Origin of the sequence: Pseudomonas sp. 21LCFQ010 (genome assembly GCF_024129905.1) — a bacterium.
GTDB lineage: Bacteria > Pseudomonadota > Gammaproteobacteria > Pseudomonadales > Pseudomonadaceae > Aquipseudomonas.
In genome coordinates this window covers 263,169-280,331 of sequence record NZ_JAMYDZ010000004.1, presented here as the reverse complement: position 1 = coordinate 280,331, position 17,163 = coordinate 263,169, and the positions used below count along the sequence as shown (strand labels likewise).

17 protein-coding genes are annotated in these 17,163 nt (G+C 61.2%); 12 read left to right on the top strand and 5 right to left on the bottom strand.

Annotated elements, in window-relative coordinates:
* The first annotated feature begins 125 nt into the window (after positions 1–125).
* From NJC38_RS07770 to NJC38_RS07745, 6 genes are all read left to right on the top strand, one after another.
* Positions 126–938, top strand: a complete 813-nt coding sequence (locus NJC38_RS07770; protein ID WP_045490777.1) for a class II aldolase/adducin family protein — start codon at positions 126–128, stop codon at positions 936–938.
* 61 nt (positions 939–999) lie between these two features.
* Positions 1,000–1,908: a glutaminase B gene (gene glsB / locus NJC38_RS07765; protein ID WP_253112932.1), complete on the top strand. Its 909-nt coding sequence runs from the start codon at positions 1,000–1,002 to the stop codon at positions 1,906–1,908.
* Positions 1,909–1,951: 43 nt separating this feature from the next.
* Positions 1,952–3,037, top strand: coding sequence for a DUF1615 domain-containing protein (locus NJC38_RS07760; RefSeq protein ID WP_366855634.1), 1,086 nt, complete (start codon positions 1,952–1,954; stop codon positions 3,035–3,037).
* Between the two features lie 35 nt (positions 3,038–3,072).
* Positions 3,073–4,110: an NADP(H)-dependent aldo-keto reductase gene (locus NJC38_RS07755; RefSeq protein WP_045490783.1), complete on the top strand. Its 1,038-nt coding sequence runs from the start codon at positions 3,073–3,075 to the stop codon at positions 4,108–4,110.
* Positions 4,111–4,184: 74 nt separating this feature from the next.
* Positions 4,185–5,735: a nitric oxide reductase transcriptional regulator NorR gene (norR, locus tag NJC38_RS07750; RefSeq protein WP_253112929.1), complete on the top strand. Its 1,551-nt coding sequence runs from the start codon at positions 4,185–4,187 to the stop codon at positions 5,733–5,735.
* A gap of 167 nt (positions 5,736–5,902) precedes the next feature.
* Entirely contained in the window at positions 5,903–6,127 is a 225-nt protein-coding gene (locus tag NJC38_RS07745; protein WP_045490787.1) for a DUF6555 family protein, read from the top strand.
* A gap of 13 nt (positions 6,128–6,140) precedes the next feature.
* On the opposite strand, the gene NJC38_RS07740 is transcribed toward NJC38_RS07745, so the two are convergent.
* Positions 6,141–6,635: a hypothetical protein gene (locus NJC38_RS07740; RefSeq protein ID WP_045490789.1), complete on the bottom strand. Its 495-nt coding sequence runs from the start codon at positions 6,633–6,635 to the stop codon at positions 6,141–6,143.
* Between the two features lie 197 nt (positions 6,636–6,832).
* Here NJC38_RS07740 and NJC38_RS07735 point away from each other — a divergent pair, with 197 nt between their 5' ends.
* Positions 6,833–7,420 (top strand): LysE family translocator, encoded by a 588-nt coding sequence (locus tag NJC38_RS07735; protein WP_253112926.1) that lies wholly within the window; start codon positions 6,833–6,835, stop codon positions 7,418–7,420.
* Between the two features lie 204 nt (positions 7,421–7,624).
* On the opposite strand, the gene NJC38_RS07730 is transcribed toward NJC38_RS07735, so the two are convergent.
* Positions 7,625–8,482: an AraC family transcriptional regulator gene (locus tag NJC38_RS07730; RefSeq protein ID WP_253113022.1), complete on the bottom strand. Its 858-nt coding sequence runs from the start codon at positions 8,480–8,482 to the stop codon at positions 7,625–7,627.
* Between the two features lie 80 nt (positions 8,483–8,562).
* A complete protein-coding gene (locus NJC38_RS07725; protein ID WP_253112924.1) occupies positions 8,563–9,462 on the bottom strand; it encodes a LysR family transcriptional regulator in 900 nt (299 codons plus the stop codon).
* 114 nt (positions 9,463–9,576) lie between these two features.
* Between NJC38_RS07725 and NJC38_RS07720 the strand changes: the two genes are divergently transcribed.
* Together NJC38_RS07720 and NJC38_RS07715 are read left to right on the top strand one after the other, a co-directional pair.
* Positions 9,577–10,995 (top strand): coniferyl aldehyde dehydrogenase, encoded by a 1,419-nt coding sequence (locus NJC38_RS07720; protein ID WP_253112922.1) that lies wholly within the window; start codon positions 9,577–9,579, stop codon positions 10,993–10,995.
* A 24-nt stretch (positions 10,996–11,019) separates the two neighbouring features.
* Complete coding sequence (locus NJC38_RS07715; RefSeq protein WP_253112919.1) at positions 11,020–11,697, top strand: type 1 glutamine amidotransferase domain-containing protein; 678 nt, start codon at positions 11,020–11,022, stop codon at positions 11,695–11,697.
* A 40-nt stretch (positions 11,698–11,737) separates the two neighbouring features.
* Here NJC38_RS07715 and NJC38_RS07710 read toward each other — a convergent pair whose 3' ends face one another.
* Together NJC38_RS07710 and NJC38_RS07705 are read right to left on the bottom strand one after the other, a co-directional pair.
* On the bottom strand, positions 11,738–12,049 hold the full coding sequence (locus tag NJC38_RS07710; RefSeq protein ID WP_253112916.1) for an RcnB family protein: 312 nt from the start codon (positions 12,047–12,049) through the stop codon (positions 11,738–11,740).
* Positions 12,050–12,292: 243 nt separating this feature from the next.
* Complete coding sequence (locus NJC38_RS07705) at positions 12,293–13,147, bottom strand: SDR family oxidoreductase (protein ID WP_253112914.1); 855 nt, start codon at positions 13,145–13,147, stop codon at positions 12,293–12,295.
* 86 nt (positions 13,148–13,233) lie between these two features.
* Between NJC38_RS07705 and NJC38_RS07700 the strand changes: the two genes are divergently transcribed.
* From NJC38_RS07700 to NJC38_RS07690, 3 genes are all read left to right on the top strand, one after another.
* Positions 13,234–13,647 carry a helix-turn-helix domain-containing protein gene (locus tag NJC38_RS07700; protein WP_253112906.1) on the top strand — a complete coding sequence of 138 codons (414 nt, stop codon included), beginning with the start codon at positions 13,234–13,236 and terminating at the stop codon, positions 13,645–13,647.
* A gap of 98 nt (positions 13,648–13,745) precedes the next feature.
* Complete coding sequence (gene poxB, locus NJC38_RS07695; RefSeq protein ID WP_253112904.1) at positions 13,746–15,464, top strand: ubiquinone-dependent pyruvate dehydrogenase; 1,719 nt, start codon at positions 13,746–13,748, stop codon at positions 15,462–15,464.
* A 382-nt stretch (positions 15,465–15,846) separates the two neighbouring features.
* Complete coding sequence (locus tag NJC38_RS07690; protein WP_253112902.1) at positions 15,847–17,151, top strand: HlyD family efflux transporter periplasmic adaptor subunit; 1,305 nt, start codon at positions 15,847–15,849, stop codon at positions 17,149–17,151.
* The last annotated feature ends 12 nt before the right edge of the window (positions 17,152–17,163 follow it).

Here is a 17,163-nt window from a genome sequence, read left to right as displayed (position 1 = left end):
AAAGATTATTTTTAATATTCTATTTTTTAATGATTAGCTTAGAAGAAAATGTGCTTTTTAAAGATCGCGTTATACGCATAGTCTGGGTGGCACGTGCTTCACGCAGCCATTTCAGGAGTTTCACCATGAGCAATGTCAGTGCCCTGCCGGTTCAGCCACCTTCCGCGTCGTCTGAAAGCAGCGTGCGCGAGCGGGTGTCTGCCGAAGAGTGGGAAGTGCGGGTCAAACTGGCCGCTGCCTACCGCCTCGCGGCACTCAAGCGCTGGACCGACCACATTTACACGCATTTCTCGGCGCGGGTGCCGGGCCCTGAAGAACATTTTCTGATCAACGCCTTCGGCTTGCTATTCGATGAAATCACCGCGTCGAACCTGGTCAAGGTCGACATTGACGGCACCATCGTCGACGACCCTACCGGGCTGGGCATCAATTACGCCGGCTATGTAATCCACAGTGCGATCCACGGTGCACGCCCGGACCTGCAGGCTGTGCTGCACACTCACACCCGCGACGGCATTGCCGTGTCGGCGCAAAAGAGCGGCCTGTTGCCGATCTCGCAACATGCATTGGGTTTCTCCGGGCGTGTGGCCTACCACGACTATGAAGGCGTGGCACTGGAGCTGGACGAGCGCGGGCGGTTGATCGCCGACCTGGGTGACAAGGATGTGATGATTCTGCGTAACCACGGCCTGCTGACCGCCGGGGTCAGTGTCGAACACGCCTTTCAGCAACTTCAGGGGCTGGAGTACGCCTGCAACATTCAGATCGCCGCGCAATCGGCTGGCAATGACGAGTTGATCCTGCCGCCGCCCCAGGTGGTGGCCAAGGTCGAGGAGCAGGCCAAGGTGTTCAAGGACGGTAACGGACCGGGTGTGCAGCGACACTGGAAAGCGCTGATTCGTGAACTGGATCGTCACGGCACCGATTACCAGCATTGAGCGGTGTTTTAACTTCGCGCCTTGGTGTAGTGTGCGCTCCCAAAAACACGGGGCGCCCTGCATGCAAGAGCTGTTGAACGAAATCCTCGAAGAAGTCCGTCCGCTGATCGGTCAGGGCAAGGTTGCCAATTACATCCCGGCACTGGAGCTGGTGCGGCCCGATCAACTCGGTATTGCGGTGTACGCCAACAGCGGCGAGGTCTATCAGGCCGGCGATGCGATGACACCGTTTTCGGTGCAGAGCATCTCCAAGGTGTTCAGCCTGGTGCAGGCCATCAGTCACTCGGGCGAGGCGATCTGGGAGCGGGTCGGTTATGAGCCATCCGGCCAGCCGTTCAACTCGCTGGTGCAGCTTGAGTTCGAGCGCGGCAAACCACGCAACCCGTTTATCAATGCCGGCGCCCTGGTGATTTGTGATATCAATCAGGGCCGTTTTGCCGCGCCTGCCTTGTCGATGCGCGACTTCGTGCGCCGCTTGTGCGGCAACCGCACCATCGTCTCCGATGCCAAGGTCGCCGAGTCCGAGTATCAGCACCGCTCACGCAATGCGGCGGCGGCCTGGCTGATGAAGTCATTCGGCAACTTCAATGGTGAAGTCGAAGATGTACTGCGCAGCTATTTTCATCACTGTGCGCTGAGCATGACCTGTGTCGACCTGGCCAAGGCCTTTGGTTTTCTGGCCAACGAAGGGTTCTGCACCCACAGTGGCGAGCAGATTCTCAGTGCCCGCCAGACCACTCAGTTGAATTCGATCATGGCCACCAGCGGGCTGTACGATGAGGCCGGTAACTTCGCCTATCGGGTCGGATTGCCCGGCAAGAGCGGGGTAGGTGGGGGCATTATCGCTGTGGTGCCGGGACGTTTTTCGGTGTGCGTATGGTCCCCGGAATTGAACGCGGCCGGCAATTCGCTGGTCGGAATGGCGGCGCTGGAACGATTGAGCGCGCGGATCGACTGGTCGGTGTTCTAACCCTCGCCTTGATCCGCTTACCCATTTAAGGAGCAAGATCAAGGTGAACTCAAGCCTGCTGTCGAGTCTGCTGCTGGCCAGCCTTCTGCTTGGGGGGTGCGCCAGCCGCCCGTCAGGGCCGCCACCGTTAAGCCCTGAGCAGGCCCGCGAGCGCGTGCAGGCACTGTTGCCGGCCAGTGTCGTCGACCGCCAGGGCTGGGCTGCTGATATCCAGACGGCGTTGACCACCCAGGACATCGCTGCGACCCCTGAAAACATCTGCGCGGTACTGGCGGTAACCGAACAGGAGTCAACCTTTCAGGCCGATCCGCCGGTGCCGGGGCTGGCGCGCATTGCCCGCGAAGAGATTGACCGCCGCGCGGCCCGCTTACGGGTGCCCGCCAGCCTGGTGGATGCAGCGCTGGGGATTCGTTCGCCAGATGGCAAAACCTATAAACAGCGCCTGGCGGCTGCGCGCACCGAGAAGCAACTGAGCGCGATCTTCGATGATTTCACCGGCATGGTGCCGTTGGGCCAGACCCTGTTCGGGCGGTTCAATCCAGTGCACACCGGCGGCCCGATGCAGGTCAGCATCGCCTTTGCCGAGCAGCATGCAGGCAGCTACCCCTATGCCGTGGATGGCAGCATTCGCCGCGAAGTCTTCAGCCGCCGTGGCGGCCTGTACTTCGGCACCAGGCACCTGCTGGGTTATCCGGCTGACTACCCCGAGCCGCTGTACCGCTTCGCCGATTTCAATGCCGGCTGGTACGCCAGTCGCAACGCGGCGTTTCAAAGCGCGCTCAGCCGCCTGACCGGTATCGAGCTGGCCCTCGATGGCGACCTGATCATCCACGACTCGCTGGCCACCGGCGCCACCGAGCGTGCGGTACGCAGCCTGGGACCGCGGCTGGGGCTGAATAACCCGGCCATTTACAACCAGTTGAAAAAGGCCGACGGGCCGGATTTCGAAGACACCAAAGTTTACCGTCAAGTGTTCGAACTGGCCGAGCAGACAGCCGGTAAACAGCTACCCCGCGCCATACTGCCGGGTATCACCCTGCAAAGCCCGAAGATCACCCGTAAACTGACCACCGCCTGGTTTGCCAAGCGGGTCAATGAACGCTACCTGCGCTGCATGCAGCGTAACTGAACTGCTAGTCATCATTCGATAAAAGGGAGTCATCGATGCAATTTCGTTCACTCGGCAAGACTGATATCTCGGTCAGCGCCATCTGCCTGGGCACCATGACCTGGGGCGAGCAGAACACTCAAGCGCAGGCCTTCGAGCAGATTCGCCTGGCCAAGGACGCGGCGGTCAACTTCATCGACACCGCCGAGATGTACCCGGTCCCGCCACGTGGCGAGACCTACACCCGCACTGAAAGTATCATCGGCGAGTACTTCAAGCAGTACGGTGATCGTCAGGATTGGGTACTGGCCAGCAAGGTGGCCGGGCCGGGCCGTATGGAGCACATCCGCGACGGCAATCCGCGCCTGGACCGGCGCAATATCACTGCCGCTCTGGAAGGCAGCCTCAAGCGCCTGAACACCGATTACCTGGACCTGTACCAGTTGCACTGGCCGGACCGCAAAACCAATTTCTTCGGCGTGTTGGGCTACCAGCATGATGCTGACGATCAGTCCACCGCCATTGAAGAAACCCTGGACGTGCTCGATGAGCTGGTCAAAGCGGGCAAGGTGCGCCATGTCGGCCTGTCCAACGAGACCCCGTGGGGCACCCAGCGCTTCCTGAATCTGGCCCAGACCCGTGGCCAGACCCGCGCCGTGTCGATCCAGAACCCCTACAGCCTGCTCAACCGAACCTTTGAAGTGGGCCTGGCCGAAATCGCCATTCGTGAGCAGATCGGCCTGCTGGCCTATTCGCCGCTGGCGTTCGGGGTGCTGGCCGGCAAATACCTCAATGGCGCCCGTCCGGCCGATGGCCGCCTGACCCTGTTCGATCGCTTCCAGCGCTACAACAACCCGCAAGCGGTCAGTGCCACCGCCCAGTACGTGGCGCTGGCCCGTGAACATGGCCTGGACCCTGCGCAGATGGCCCTGGCTTATGTCACCAGCCGGCCGTTCGTGACCAGCAACATCATCGGCGCGACCACTCTGGAGCAACTGACCAGCAACCTGGCGAGCATTGATCTGGTGTTGTCCGACGAAGTGATCGCCGGCATCGAGGCGATCCACGTCAAACAGCCGAATCCGGCGCCGTAACAAACCCAGGGTTCATCACACGGCAGGTTGCAGTCATAATGACCGCAACCTGACCGCCTGCCTGTGGAGCCTTGATGCCTCATCCTTTGCTGCGTGCGCTGTTGCCGCTGGTAGCCGACTTGTCCCGTGAGCTGCCTGACGAAGAACGTTATCGGCGCCTGCTGCATTCGCTGCGTCAATTGTTGCCCTGCGATGCAGTGGCTTTGCTCAAGCTTGAAGACGACATGCTGGTCCCGCTGGCGGTGGATGGTTTGAGTCCGGACACCCTGGGGCGGCGTTTTCGGGTCAGTGAGCATCCGCGGCTGGAAATCCTCTTGTACAGCGACAAGCCGGTGCGCTTTGCTTCGGACTGTGAACTGCCCGATCCCTACGACGGCCTGCTTGATGGGCATGGGCATCTGGAAGTCCACGACTGCCTCGGCTGCCCATTGATTATCCAGGGCGCGCCGTGGGGGCTGATTACCCTTGATTCACTGGACCCGGCCAGCTTCGGCAGTGTCGATCTCGACACCTTGCAAGGCTTTGCCAGCCTGGCTGCGGCCACGGTCATGGCCAGTGAGCGCATCAAGCAACTGGTGCGCGGCTTCGAGGACCAGCGCCAATTGCTTGAAGTCTACAAACACGTTGCCGGCGGCCATGCGCCCCGCGAGCTGGTTGGCCAAAGCCCGGCGCACAAGCGCATGGAGCAGGAAATCCAGTTGGTGGCCAACAGTCCGCTGACGGTGCTGATTACCGGTGAAACCGGGGTCGGCAAGGAATTGGTCGCCGAGTCGATCCATCTGCATTCACCCAGGGCGCACAAGCCGCTGATCAGCATCAACTGCGCCGCACTGCCGGAAACCCTGGTGGAGAGTGAGCTGTTCGGCCATGTCAAAGGTGCATTTTCCGGCGCACTCAACGGCCGCAGCGGCAAGTTTGAACTGGCCGATGGCGGCACGCTGTTTCTCGATGAGGTCGGCGAATTGCCGTTACCGGTGCAGTCCAAGCTGTTGCGGGTGCTGCAGAGTGGCCAATTGCAGCGTCTGGGGTCGGATCAGGAACATCATGTGGATGTGCGCATCATCGCCGCGACCAACCGCGATCTGGCCCAAGAGGTACGCCTGGGGCATTTTCGGGCGGACCTTTATCACCGCTTGAGCGTCTACCCGCTGAACGTGCCGCCACTGCGCGAGCGCGGTCGTGACGTGCTGTTGCTGGCCGGTTATTTTCTCGAAGAAAACCGCGTGCGCATGGGCCTGCGCAGTCTGCGCCTGAACACCGATGCCCAGCAGTTGCTGGTGGCCTGGCACTGGCCCGGCAACGTCCGGGAGCTGGAGCACCTGATCAGCCGGGCGGTGCTCAAAGCCATCTCGGCACATGCCGAGCGGCCCAGGGTGTTGACCATCGAGGCTTCGATGCTCGGACTCGAAAGTGAGCTGGCTGCTGCCACTTTGCTCCAGGTGCCGGACGACGAGCCACTGTTGCCTGCCCAGGCAGGACTCAAAGCGTCGGTGGACGGCTTCCAGCGTCGGCTGATCGAGCAGGCTTTGCAGCGCCATGACGGCAAATGGGCGCAGGTGGCACGCGAGCTGGACGTTGACCGCGCCAACCTCAGTCGGCTGGCCAGAAGGCTGGGGATTCGCTGAACAGACGGCTCGCCATACGACCGTTGGGAAAAAACACGGAATCTTTCCTTTGGCGCGTGTGTCCCTTTATTCGCAGTGTCCGATTATTGCCAGGCTATTGCAGTATCAAGGCAGAGCGTTGCGCAACGGGCACGGGGATTATTCAGACAAGGGAGGCAATGCCGTTAATGGCCCAGGAAAAACACTACCGGATCGACTACCTGTTGAACGGTGCATTTAAAAGCTTCTACATCCGATCTGTGCACATGGACAATGCCGAGGCCTGGCATTACGCAAGCGTTGATGCAGGCCTGGCACGCATCCCCAAATACCGTCTGGAGAAGGTGGCGCGAGTGTCCAAACCCTACGCCGAACATTTTGGGATTACCAATGTGGAGTGGGCGCAGGCTTGAGGCGTCAGCCTGATCAGTCGCCGTCGTACGGGAACTCTTGCAGCGCCTCCAGCAGGGGACGGTCACCCGGCCCCTGCAGGTTGTCCAGAACCCAGCACTGCGAGGTCGGGTTCTTCGCCATCAGCAGCCGGGTGGTCTGTTCGACACCCTGCTGCCCGGGGGCATTCTTGTAACCCAGCAAATAGCTCATCTCGACGACCACCTGGCCGTCACTGTTGGACACCTGCTTCCAGGTGACCGGCTGTTGCACCTCGCCGTCCTGAGCGTCAGTCCACGGGTTGGCGGTGATGGCGCAGACATCTCCGCCGCCCTGGCAGGCCCAATCCTTTTTCAGCCACTCCAGTAACGTTGCCGACAGGTACTGCGGCCCGCCCTTGCCCTTGACGTAGAAATCAGCGTGCTGGGTGTAGATCCAGCGTGCGGTATCGGTAGGCGTCGGCGCCGGGCAGGCGGCCAGCGCGGTTGTGCAAAAACTGAAGGCAACGACGCAAGCGATGGCTTTGTACATGGGCTGAACTCGATAAAAATGAAGATAATGGCTAAGGGCTGCCTTATAACTGGCATTTGTAGAGTTAAACAGCAAAAAAGCAAGAGCGCAGGCGCATTTCTGTGCTGTGACCGCGAGTGAGGGTAATTTCCTTCAATACAGCTGTACGGACCTGTCACTACCTTGGCGCAGTCATTTCGATTGTGTGTGAGGTAGGCATGAGTGTCCTGATTTCCATGGCGACGTTTGCGCTGGCATCGTCCATTACCCCTGGGCCGGTCAATATCGTTGCGCTCAGCGCCGGGGTGCGCTTTGGTTTTGCGGCCAGCATGCGGCATGTGCTGGGGGCAACCCTGGGCTTTACCCTGTTGCTGGTGCTGATCGGCTTCGGCCTGCATGAAACCCTGCAACACTGGCCGTTCCTGACCCGGATGATCCAGTGGGGCGGGGTCGCCTTTCTGTTGTACATGGCCTGGAAACTGGCTGCTGATAATGGTGAATTCAGCGTCGAGCAGTCCCAGGCGCGGCCGAACCTGCTGCATGGGGCGCTGATGCAATGGCTCAACCCCAAGGCCTGGCTGGCGTCCATTGCCGGCATGGGCGCCTTCGTTGCCGACGGCCAGGCCAGCCTGATCTGGCAGTTTGCCGGGCTTTACCTGGTGATTTGCTACCTGTCGCTGGGCTGCTGGGCCTATGCGGGCGCACGGTTGAGCCACTACCTGGGCAGCACCGCCAGAATGCGGCTGTTCAACCGGACCATGGCCGCGCTGCTGGTGGGCTGTGCGGTGTATCTATTGGTCCCGTAGGAGGTAATGCCGTAGGAGGTAATGCCGATCAGTTAAGGATCAACGCGATCCGGTGGGGTGCTTGCCGACGAATACTGCGGTGCATCCACAGCATATGTGCCGGTTTTACTGGCCCTTTCGGGGGCTAGCCCCCTCCCACCGGGACCGAGCCTAGCCGAGCCGGATAATCGCTTAACTGATCGGCATTATGCTGTAGGAGGGGCTTTAGCCCCGAAGTTCTTCGCCGCACAAGCTTTGCTCCTGCAACCGATACTGCCCAGGCGTCGCGGCCAGGTGTTTCTTGAATTCGCGCTGCAGGTGCGCCTGGTCGGCAAAGCCGGTTTCACATGCCACATCGGCGATCAACCGGCCACTGCGCAACTGGCTGTGCGCATGCTGAATGCGCCGGTTCAGCAGGTAGGCGTGCGGGGTCATGTGGTAGCGCTGTTCAAAGGCGCGGATCAGGTAAGACGGCGACAGCCCTACGGCGCGACAGATATCGTCCAGGCGCACGGCGTCTTTGAAATGGGCGTTGATGTAGTCAGCCGCCTGTTCGACCCGTGGGGCCGGCTTGCCCGCCAGTGGTCGTGCACCGCCGAGCAGATCCTGCATCAGGCCAAAAAACGCCACCGCCGTGCATTGCTTGTGCAGCAGCGAAGCGTCGGTATCCAGCAGCGTGGCGTACAACCCCAGCAAACCTGCAAACAGCTGAGGGTCATGGCTGTGCGACGGGGCCAGCGGCGCAAAGCCGGTGGCAGTGTCATGCGAGATAGCGGCCAGCCACTGTGGGTCGACATACAGCATGATGTACGACCAGGGCTGGTCATCGATGGGGTTGCAGGCATGCACCTGGCCGGGATTCATCAGCACCACGGTCCCGGCGGCGATGCGCAGGGTGGATTTTTCCAGCAGGTAGGTACTGCAACCGGCGGTGATCGCACCAATGGAAAACACTTCATGGGAGTGCGGGGCGTAACACACCTGACGACCATCGGCCACCGAGCGGGCTTCGATGAACGGCAGGTCGGCGTGGCGCCAGAACAAGGGCCTGGCGGTGTGCTGAGGCTTGATTGCGCAGTCCATGTCCAGTGCTCCACCCACCCGATTATCCAGAGCGGGCAGGGTAGCCTGATTGGCGCCGCGATACCATGCCATTGGGCGCCTCACGACTGGCCTGGGTCGTTGCGCAACCGCCACAACAACGCTTGCCGCGCATGGGCGACCCGTGGCTGGCGCAGTGCGCTGGGTGTCCATAGCAGGTAGTAATTGAGTTGCGTGCGGCCCTGCGGGGCGGCAATCTCCATCAGTTCGCCGCTGGCGATCTGGTGCTGGCACAGGTACTGCGGCAAGACGCTCCAGCCCATTCCCTTGACCAGCACATTGCGCAAGGTACGCAGGTCCTGGCTGACCATCGCCGGTCGCAGCGTCGGCAGTTGCAGGCGGTTGCGCTCCAGCCAGTGGTTGATCAGCGGCAATTCCAGGTTGTAGGCCAGCAGCGGTTGGTCGAGCAGCGCCGCCGCCAGTGGCCTGGCGGCGCTCAGGCGCTGTACGACGCTGGGCGCTGCCACCGCCAGCACGTCGGTGGTCAGAATCAGCTCGCTTTTCAGGCGCTTGTCGTTGGAGCCAAAGGCCGAGATACCCAGATCGCAGTGACCTTCGAGCAGCATCTGGGTGATCAGGTCAGCGCTGCCGGTATGCAGGTGCACGCGGATGCCGGCCTGCAGCAACGGCGGCAACTGATCGACGATCACCTCGGCCAGAAAATCGGCATGGCCGATGATCTGCAGCACCCCCGAAACGTCCTGCGAGCGTGCCCGCGCCGCCGATAACGCGGCCTCGGCGGCATCGAGCCGGTCACCGACATCGGCGGCCAGGTCATCAGCGGCGCTGGTCGGCTGGACGCCATTGCTCAGCCGCTCGAACAACTGTCGGCCGACCGCCACTTCCAGCCCGGCGATGTGCTGCGAGACCGCCGGCTGGGTCAGGTTGAGCGCCCGCGCTGCGCCGCTGATCGAACCCTGCCGGTAGACCTCGATAAAAGTACGTAAGCGAACCAGTGACACGCCAACCCCCATAAATATATTTATGCCTGTCGCAAAATAGCCTTGTTAGCGCGTTCAGGCCAGCCCCCGTAATCTGTTGGCAACAGTAATTGACCCCTTACGGAGGGAGCCAGCATGTGTGATCAACCCACCGCCGCCGAATTGCAATGCCGTCTGCGTGCCATGCAACAGGCGCACTTGCGGGCCGGGCCGGCAAGCGCCCAATTGCGTCGGGATCGTTTGCAGCGCAGTGCGCGACTGATTCGTGAAAACCATCAGGCACTGAGCCAGGCACTGAGCGAAGACTTCGGTCATCGCAGCCACTATCAATCGCTGGTGGTCGACATGCTGACCACGGTGAAGATGCTTGAAGAGTCTGCCGAGCAACTGGAGCAGTGGATGCAGCCTGAGGTCGTCGCGACTCCCGCAGCGGGCATGCAGGCCTGGATTGAGCAGCAGGCGCTGGGCGTGGTGGGCGTGATCAGCCCGTGGAATTTCCCGATCAATCTGGCCTTCGGTCCGCTGGCCGGTATCTTTGCTGCCGGTAATACCGCCATGCTCAAGCCTTCGGAACTGACACCGGCCACCTCGCAGTTGCTGGCCGAACTGATCGCCCGTTACTTTGACCCCAACGAGCTGGCCGTGGTGCTCGGCGATGCCAGTGTCGGCCAGGCCTTCAGTGCCCTGCCTTTCGATCACCTGGTCTTTACCGGCAGTACCAGCGTCGGTCGCCATGTAATGCGCGCCGCGGCCGAGAATCTGGTGCCGGTCACCCTGGAGCTGGGCGGCAAATCACCGGTGGTGATCGACAGCGATGCCGACATTGCCCAAGCGGTGCAGCGCACGCTGACCATCAAAACCTTCAATGCCGGGCAGATCTGCCTGTCGCCGGATTATGTCTTGATGCCCGAAGCCGCAGCCCAGGCGTTTGTCGACGCGGCCAAGGGCTTCATGGCCAGCAGCTTTGCCACGCTGCAGGACAACCCGGACTACACCGCGATCATCAGCCCGCGGCATTATCAGCGGCTGGTTGGCCTGCTGGACGACGCTGTCAGCAAAGGCGCGACGGTGGTGAGCCTGGCGCCCCATGGCGAGCTCGCCTACGACCCTGACACGCGCAAGATCGCGCCGCATCTGGTGCTCGGTGCCACCGATGACATGGCCATCATGCAGGAAGAAATCTTTGGTCCGTTGCTGCCAATCAAGGCGGTCCAGGATGTAAACGAGGCCATCGGCTACATCAACGCTCAACCCCGGCCACTGGCGGCTTACTACTTCGGTGGTGATCCGGCACGCCAGGCTCAATTCAATCAGCGGACCACGTCCGGAGCCCTGGTGATCAACGATGTGATGACCCATGCGGCCATCGACACACTGCCGTTCGGCGGGGTCGGGGCTTCAGGAATGGGCGCCTATCATGGGGTGCATGGTTTCCGGCGCTTTACCCATGCCAAGGCGGTGGTGGTGCAGAGCGCCGATGGCGCCTCGAACCTTCGACTGCGCGCACCGTATGGTGAAAAACATAACGAACTTGTGGCCCTGCTCAAGGCCTGAATACCTATTCACATGGAGAATGCTATGAAAATCCTGATGGTTCTGACCTCTCACGATCAACTGGGCAGCACGGGCAAAAAAACTGGCTTCTGGCTGGAGGAGTTTGCCGCGCCTTACTACACCTTCAAGGACGCAGGTGCCGAAGTGGTGCTGGCATCGCCGGCCGGCGGCCAGCCGCCGCTGGACCCGAAAAGCGCAGAGGCTGATTTTCAGACTGAGCTGACCCACCGGTTCAATGCTGACCCGGCCGCGCAACAGGCGCTGGCCAGCACCGTGCGCCTTGATAGCGTCAAGGCTGACGACTTCGATACGGTGTTCTACCCAGGCGGTCATGGTCCGCTGTGGGACCTGGCCGAATCAAAAGACTCGATTGCCCTGATCGAAGCATTCGAGCGCGCCGGCAAGCCCGTCGGCTTTGTTTGCCATGCGCCGGGTGTACTGCGTCACGTCAAGGCTGCCGATGGCCAGCCATTGATCAAGGGCCGTCGGGTGACCGGCTTCACCAACGGCGAAGAGGCTGACGTACAGCTCACCGACGTGGTGCCGTTTTTGATCGAGGATGAATTCATCCGCCTGGGTGGCGTGTACCAGAAAGGCCCGAACTGGGCACCTTATGTGGTCGAGGATGGCAAGCTGATTACCGGGCAGAACCCGGCCAGTTCCGAAGAGGTCGCCAAGGTATTGCTCAAGCAACTGGCCTGAGCCGGATGCGGGGGCGTGGCTACCACGCCCCTGCATGACTTCAGCGTTTTTTGACGTCGACGATTTCCATGATCCGGTTGTTAGTGATCTGCACTCGCAGGTACTTGTCTTCTACCTGAACCCACTGGCTTTCCTTGTCCGGCTCCGGCAGGCTTTTGGCCTTCCAGTCGATGGCGGCAGCAGGGCGGTCCGAATCACCGGGCGCTTTTTCGCCCACCTTGATCGGTGACGGATGCAGGACACCGCCCTTGGCTTCGGTTTGTGGCTGGGGTTGTTGTGCGTTGACCGCCAGGCTGGTGCCGCACAGGGCACCGGCCAGGGCCAGGGCCGCGATCAATGAGGTGCTTTTCATGCGTCTCTCCCTATTCAATCAGCAAAGTGGCGGCTGTATGCCATGCCTGATTAATGGGACAGAGCGGCGAGCAAATCATTCAGCGAATTTTCCCGTGCCTTATTTCAAGGCATATGGGTACCTCTAAAAACGTAGGCGAGGCAGTCAGCGCAAGGCGAAAACAGGCGAAGAAGCGGAGTTTACGGGTTGTAAATGAGCATTCTGAGCCTGTTTTCAACGCAGCGATGACAACGCAGGTAGTTTTTAGAGGAGCCCATCCGCTAGGGTTTGCTGCCACGCAGTGGTCGGCCGCCCGATCAACTGGCTCAACTGCTTGCCCTCTTCGAACAGTCCGCCTTGCGCGGCACCGTTGTCGGAGTCAGACAGCAGATCGGCATAGATCAGCGGCAGACCGGCCTTGAGCAGCGCGGCCTGATAGTCGGCTTGCGACAGGTTGACGTAGGGCAGTGGCTGGCCGGCCAGCTCAGCGGCCTTGGCAGCAAACTCGGCCAGCGTGTAGCTACTGTCGCCCGCCAGCTCATAGACCTTGCCGGCCTGGTCATTGGCGGCCAGCAACACCGCCACCGCCGCAGCGGCATAGTCGGCGCGGCTGGCCGAGCTGATCCGGCCTTCGCCGGCGGCGCCATACAGGGTGCCCAACTGCAGTGCACTGTCGATGGCGGAGACGTAGTTCTCGGTGTACCAGCCATTGCGCAGCACCACGAACGGCACGCCGCTGCTGCGCAGATAGGCTTCAGTTTGGTGATGCTCGGTGCCCAGCGCCAGCGGTGTGCTGTCGGCACGCAACAGGCTGGTGTAGGCAAGCAATTTGACCCCGGCACGCTGGGCGGCGTCGATAACGGCACGATGCTGAGCGGTACGCTGCCCCACTTCGCTGGACGACACCAGCAGTACCTTTTCGGCCCCGGCCAGGGCGCTGTCCAGGGTAGCCGGCTGGTTGTAGTCGGCCTGCCGCACCTGCACGCCCAGCGCCTTCAGGTCGCTGGCTTTTTCCGGGCTGCGTACGGCAGCGACAATCTGCGCCGCCGGGATTTTTTCCAGCAGTTGTTCGATAACCAGGCGGCCAAGTTGGCCAGTAGCACCGGTGACGACGATCATGATGATTTCCTTGCGTCTGATTGAAGATGAACCGAGCCTAAACCTTGTGCTAACTTTTAGTAAGTACGTACTAAAAGGTTAGTGTCATGTCAGATATTCCGGCTGTTCCCTCGGTCTTCAGCCAGTCCGTTTTTACCCGCCCTGGTGAATTGATGGCCAGCGAGTGCCCGTCACGCTCGGTGCTGACCCATGTCTGCAGCCGCTGGGGCGTGCTGGTGCTGGTGGTGTTGCGTGGCGGCATGCACCGCTTCAGCGAATTGCGCCGCAAGATCGGCGGGGTCAGTGAAAAAATGCTGTCGCAGACCCTGCAGAATCTGGAGCACGACGGCTTCGTCGAGCGCCGCTCGCTGCCGGTGGTGCCGCCCCATGTCGAGTACCGTTTGACGCCGATGGGCGAGGAGGTCGCCGCGCAGGTCGATGGCCTGGCCAGCTGGATCGAGCTCAACCTGCCGCGCATCCTTGAAGCGCGAGAAGCGTGCAGCGAGCCTGCGGCAGTCTGAAATGAGCGTGGCAGTTTTTCTGAACTGCCAGTGCAGGGCAGCGGTCGACCACAGCAGACCTTCAGCTTCGAGCTTTCAGTTTCGATAAGGAACCCTGCATGTCCAAGACCATTGCCGACCATCTTGCGCTCAGTCTCGCCGCTTCCGGTGTCACCGATATCTGGGGCGTTTCCGGCGACAGCCTCAACGGCCTGTCCGACAGCCTGCGGCGGTTGGGCAAAATCCACTGGCGCCACACCCGTCATGAAGAAGCCGCAGCGTTTGCTGCCGGTGCCCAGGCTGCGGCCAGTGGCCGCTTGGCGGTGTGCGCCGGTAGTTGCGGGCCGGGCAATCTGCACCTGATCAACGGCCTGTACGATTGCCATCGCAGCCGGGTGCCGGTGCTGGCGATAGCTGCGCATATCCCGTCCTCGGAAATCGGCCTGGACTACTTCCAGGAAACCCACCCGCAGGAACTGTTTCGCGAGTGCAGCCACTTCGTCGAACTGGTCAGCAGCGCCGAGCAGTTCCCCCGGGTGCTGGAGCGCGCCATGCGCGCGGCAGTCAGCCAGAAGGGCGTGGCGGTGATCGTGGTGCCCGGTGATATTGCCTTGCAGGACGCCCCCGAAGCGCCATTAAGCAAGGTCGAACCCATCGAGACCAACGTCGTGCCGGGCGAAGCCGGCCTGCAAGCCCTGGCTGATCGTCTCGATGCCAGCAAGGCGGTCACCCTGCTGTGCGGCGCCGGTTGTGCCGGTGCCCATCAACAGGTGCTGGCGCTGGCCGAGCGGCTCAATGCGCCGATCGTTCACGCGCTGCGCGGCAAGCAGCATATCGAATACGACAACCCCTATGACGTGGGCATGACCGGGCTGATCGGCTTCAGCTCCGGTTACCACGCCATGCTGGGCTGCGACACGCTGGTGATCCTCGGCAGCAGCTTTCCCTATCGCAACTTTTATCCGCCAAAGGCCAAGGTGGTGCAGATCGACCTGGACCCGACCCAGATCGGCCGCCGGGTGCCGGTGGACCTCGGCCTGGTGGGCGGCGTCCGCGAGACCCTCGATGCGCTGTTGCCGCGTCTCAAGCCGCACAGTGACCGGCGCTTTCTCGACAAGGCACTCAAACACTACGCCAAATCCCGCGCCGAACTGGATGAACTGGCGACCCCAAGCCCGGCGGGCGAGCCGATCCATCCGCAGTACCTGACCCGGATGGTCGATCAGCTGGCCGACACCGACGCTTTGTTCACCGTGGATGTCGGCACCCCGACCCTGTGGGCCGCGCGTTACCTGCACATGAATGGCCAGCGCGGTTTGCTCGGCTCGTTCAGTCACGGCTCGATGGCCAACGCCATGCCCCAGGCGCTGGGCGCCCAGGTCGAGTTTCCTGAGCGGCAGGTGGTGGCGCTGTGTGGCGATGGCGGGCTATCGATGCTGCTCGGCGACCTGTTGACCGTGCGCCAGTTGAACCTGCCGATCAAGATGATCGTGTTCAACAACAGTTCGCTGGGCTTCGTTGACATGGAGATGAAGGCCGGCGGGTATGTGCCGTTTGGCACCGACTTCAGCGACATGCATTACGCCGGCATTGCGCTGGGCGCGGGCATTCTCGGCATTCGGGTAGAAAACGCCAGCGAGCTGCCGGCCGCCTTGCGCCGGGCCTTCGATCACCCCGGGCCGGTGCTGCTCGACGTGGTGGTGGCCAAACAGGAACTGGCGATCCCGCCGAAGATCAAGCTGGCTCAGGCCAAGGGCTTTAGCCTGTACATGCTCAAGGCGGTACTAAGCGGGCGGGGCAGTGAGGTGCTGGAGCTGGCGAAAACCAACTTGCGTTAGCTGCGAGTTGCCAGGTTTTACGGCTAATAGCGGGCGACTAACACTCCAGATAAGGCTGGAGGATGCGCTTAAATAATACTGGCTAACTGCTAACTAGTGGGCTGTAACCGCAGGGAGGCGGTTACAGAATATCTTGAATTTCAGCGGTGTGGCCGACGCTGATAAGGATCAGATTCACTCGGCATCCAGCGCCAACTAATCGTGCGCAGGCCCCGGCCTGTCTAGTTTTGGGTTGGGCATTGAGTCGATGCCGTTAAAGAGGGATTAGAGCGCTGAACAAGAGTGTGAAAAGTCTGGTAACAGGTTTTTCATTGAGCCGGATCCGTTGGATCGCTTAAAAAGCCACCCGCAAATCAGAATCGCTCAACATGGAAGTAAGCTTTTGCAGGATGCAGTTAAAGGACCTACTGCCGAGGTCCCGTTGTTTCGCCCCGAGGCCATGGCCTCGACGCAGGTCAACCGGTTCGGTCGCGTACTCATTCAGCAACCCTTGGGTTATACGGTTTCGGCGCTGCTGGCGGTGGCGTTGATTGCGCTGATCGCCGCGTTCGCCTACTTCGGCACCTACACTCGAAAAGCGACAGTGACCGGTCTGCTGATGCCGGAGCAGGGCATCTTTCGCCTGGCTTCAAGCGGGGCGGGTTACATCGCCCAAGTCAAGGTAAAAGAAGGTCAGGCCGTTGAGCCAGGTGACGTTCTTTTTGTCGTCTCCGGCGAACGATTGAGCGCGGCCGGCGCGACTCAGCAACTAATCTCTGAACAACTGGACCAGCGCCAGTTATTGCTACAGCGCAACAGAACGCTGGCTGATGAACGAACTAATGGCCAGTTGCGCATGCTGGACGCGCGGCTGCGTTCTGTTGATGAAGAGCAGGCTCGGTTGAATGAAGAAGTGCAGTTGCTGGGGCGGCGTGTCGAACTCTCTCACGCCCACTTGAAACGCCAACAGGAACTGGTGGCGGCCAATTTTATTTCACTTGCCCAACTTCAGCAGAGCGAGGCGGACCTGCTCGCGCTGCAGGGGCAGCAGCAGAGCCTGAGACGTACCCAGGCCAATCTGCGCCGTGAACGCACAGACCTGCTGGCGCAGCGGCAGGACACCGAGCATCGTCATCAGGGCGAAATCTCCGACATTGACAGCAGCGTAGCCGTGATCCGCCAGGAACAGGCCGAAAACGAGGTGCGTGGCGAACAGATCATCGCTGCGCCGTTCAGTGGCGTGGTGACCGGCTTGAGTGTTCAGCCCGGCCAGCAGGTGGCGGCCGGCGCGTTGCTGGCCAGTGTCATCCCTCGCCAGGTCAAACTGGCTGCCCATGTCTATGTCGCGGCGCGTCAGGCAGGGTTTGTCGAGCCGGGGCAAACGGCGCTGATGCGTTATGCGGCCTATCCGTACCAGAAATTCGGTTCGGCCCGTGCCACGGTGCAGGACATTGTCCGCAGCCCCTACGCCTTGCAGGAATTGCCCGCGCACATCGCCAGCGTGCTGCAAAGCGCAGAGGGGGCCACGCAATTGTTCTACCGCGTGAGCCTGGCTATCGAGGCGCAGGACCTGTTGGTCTACGGCCAGCGCCAGCCGTTGCAGGTGGGCATGTTGCTCGAAGCAGACATCATTCAGGACAAGCGCCGGATCTATGAGTGGGCTCTGGAGCCTATCTACTCAGTGACTGGAAAGTGGTCCACTCAATAAACAAGGATTGTC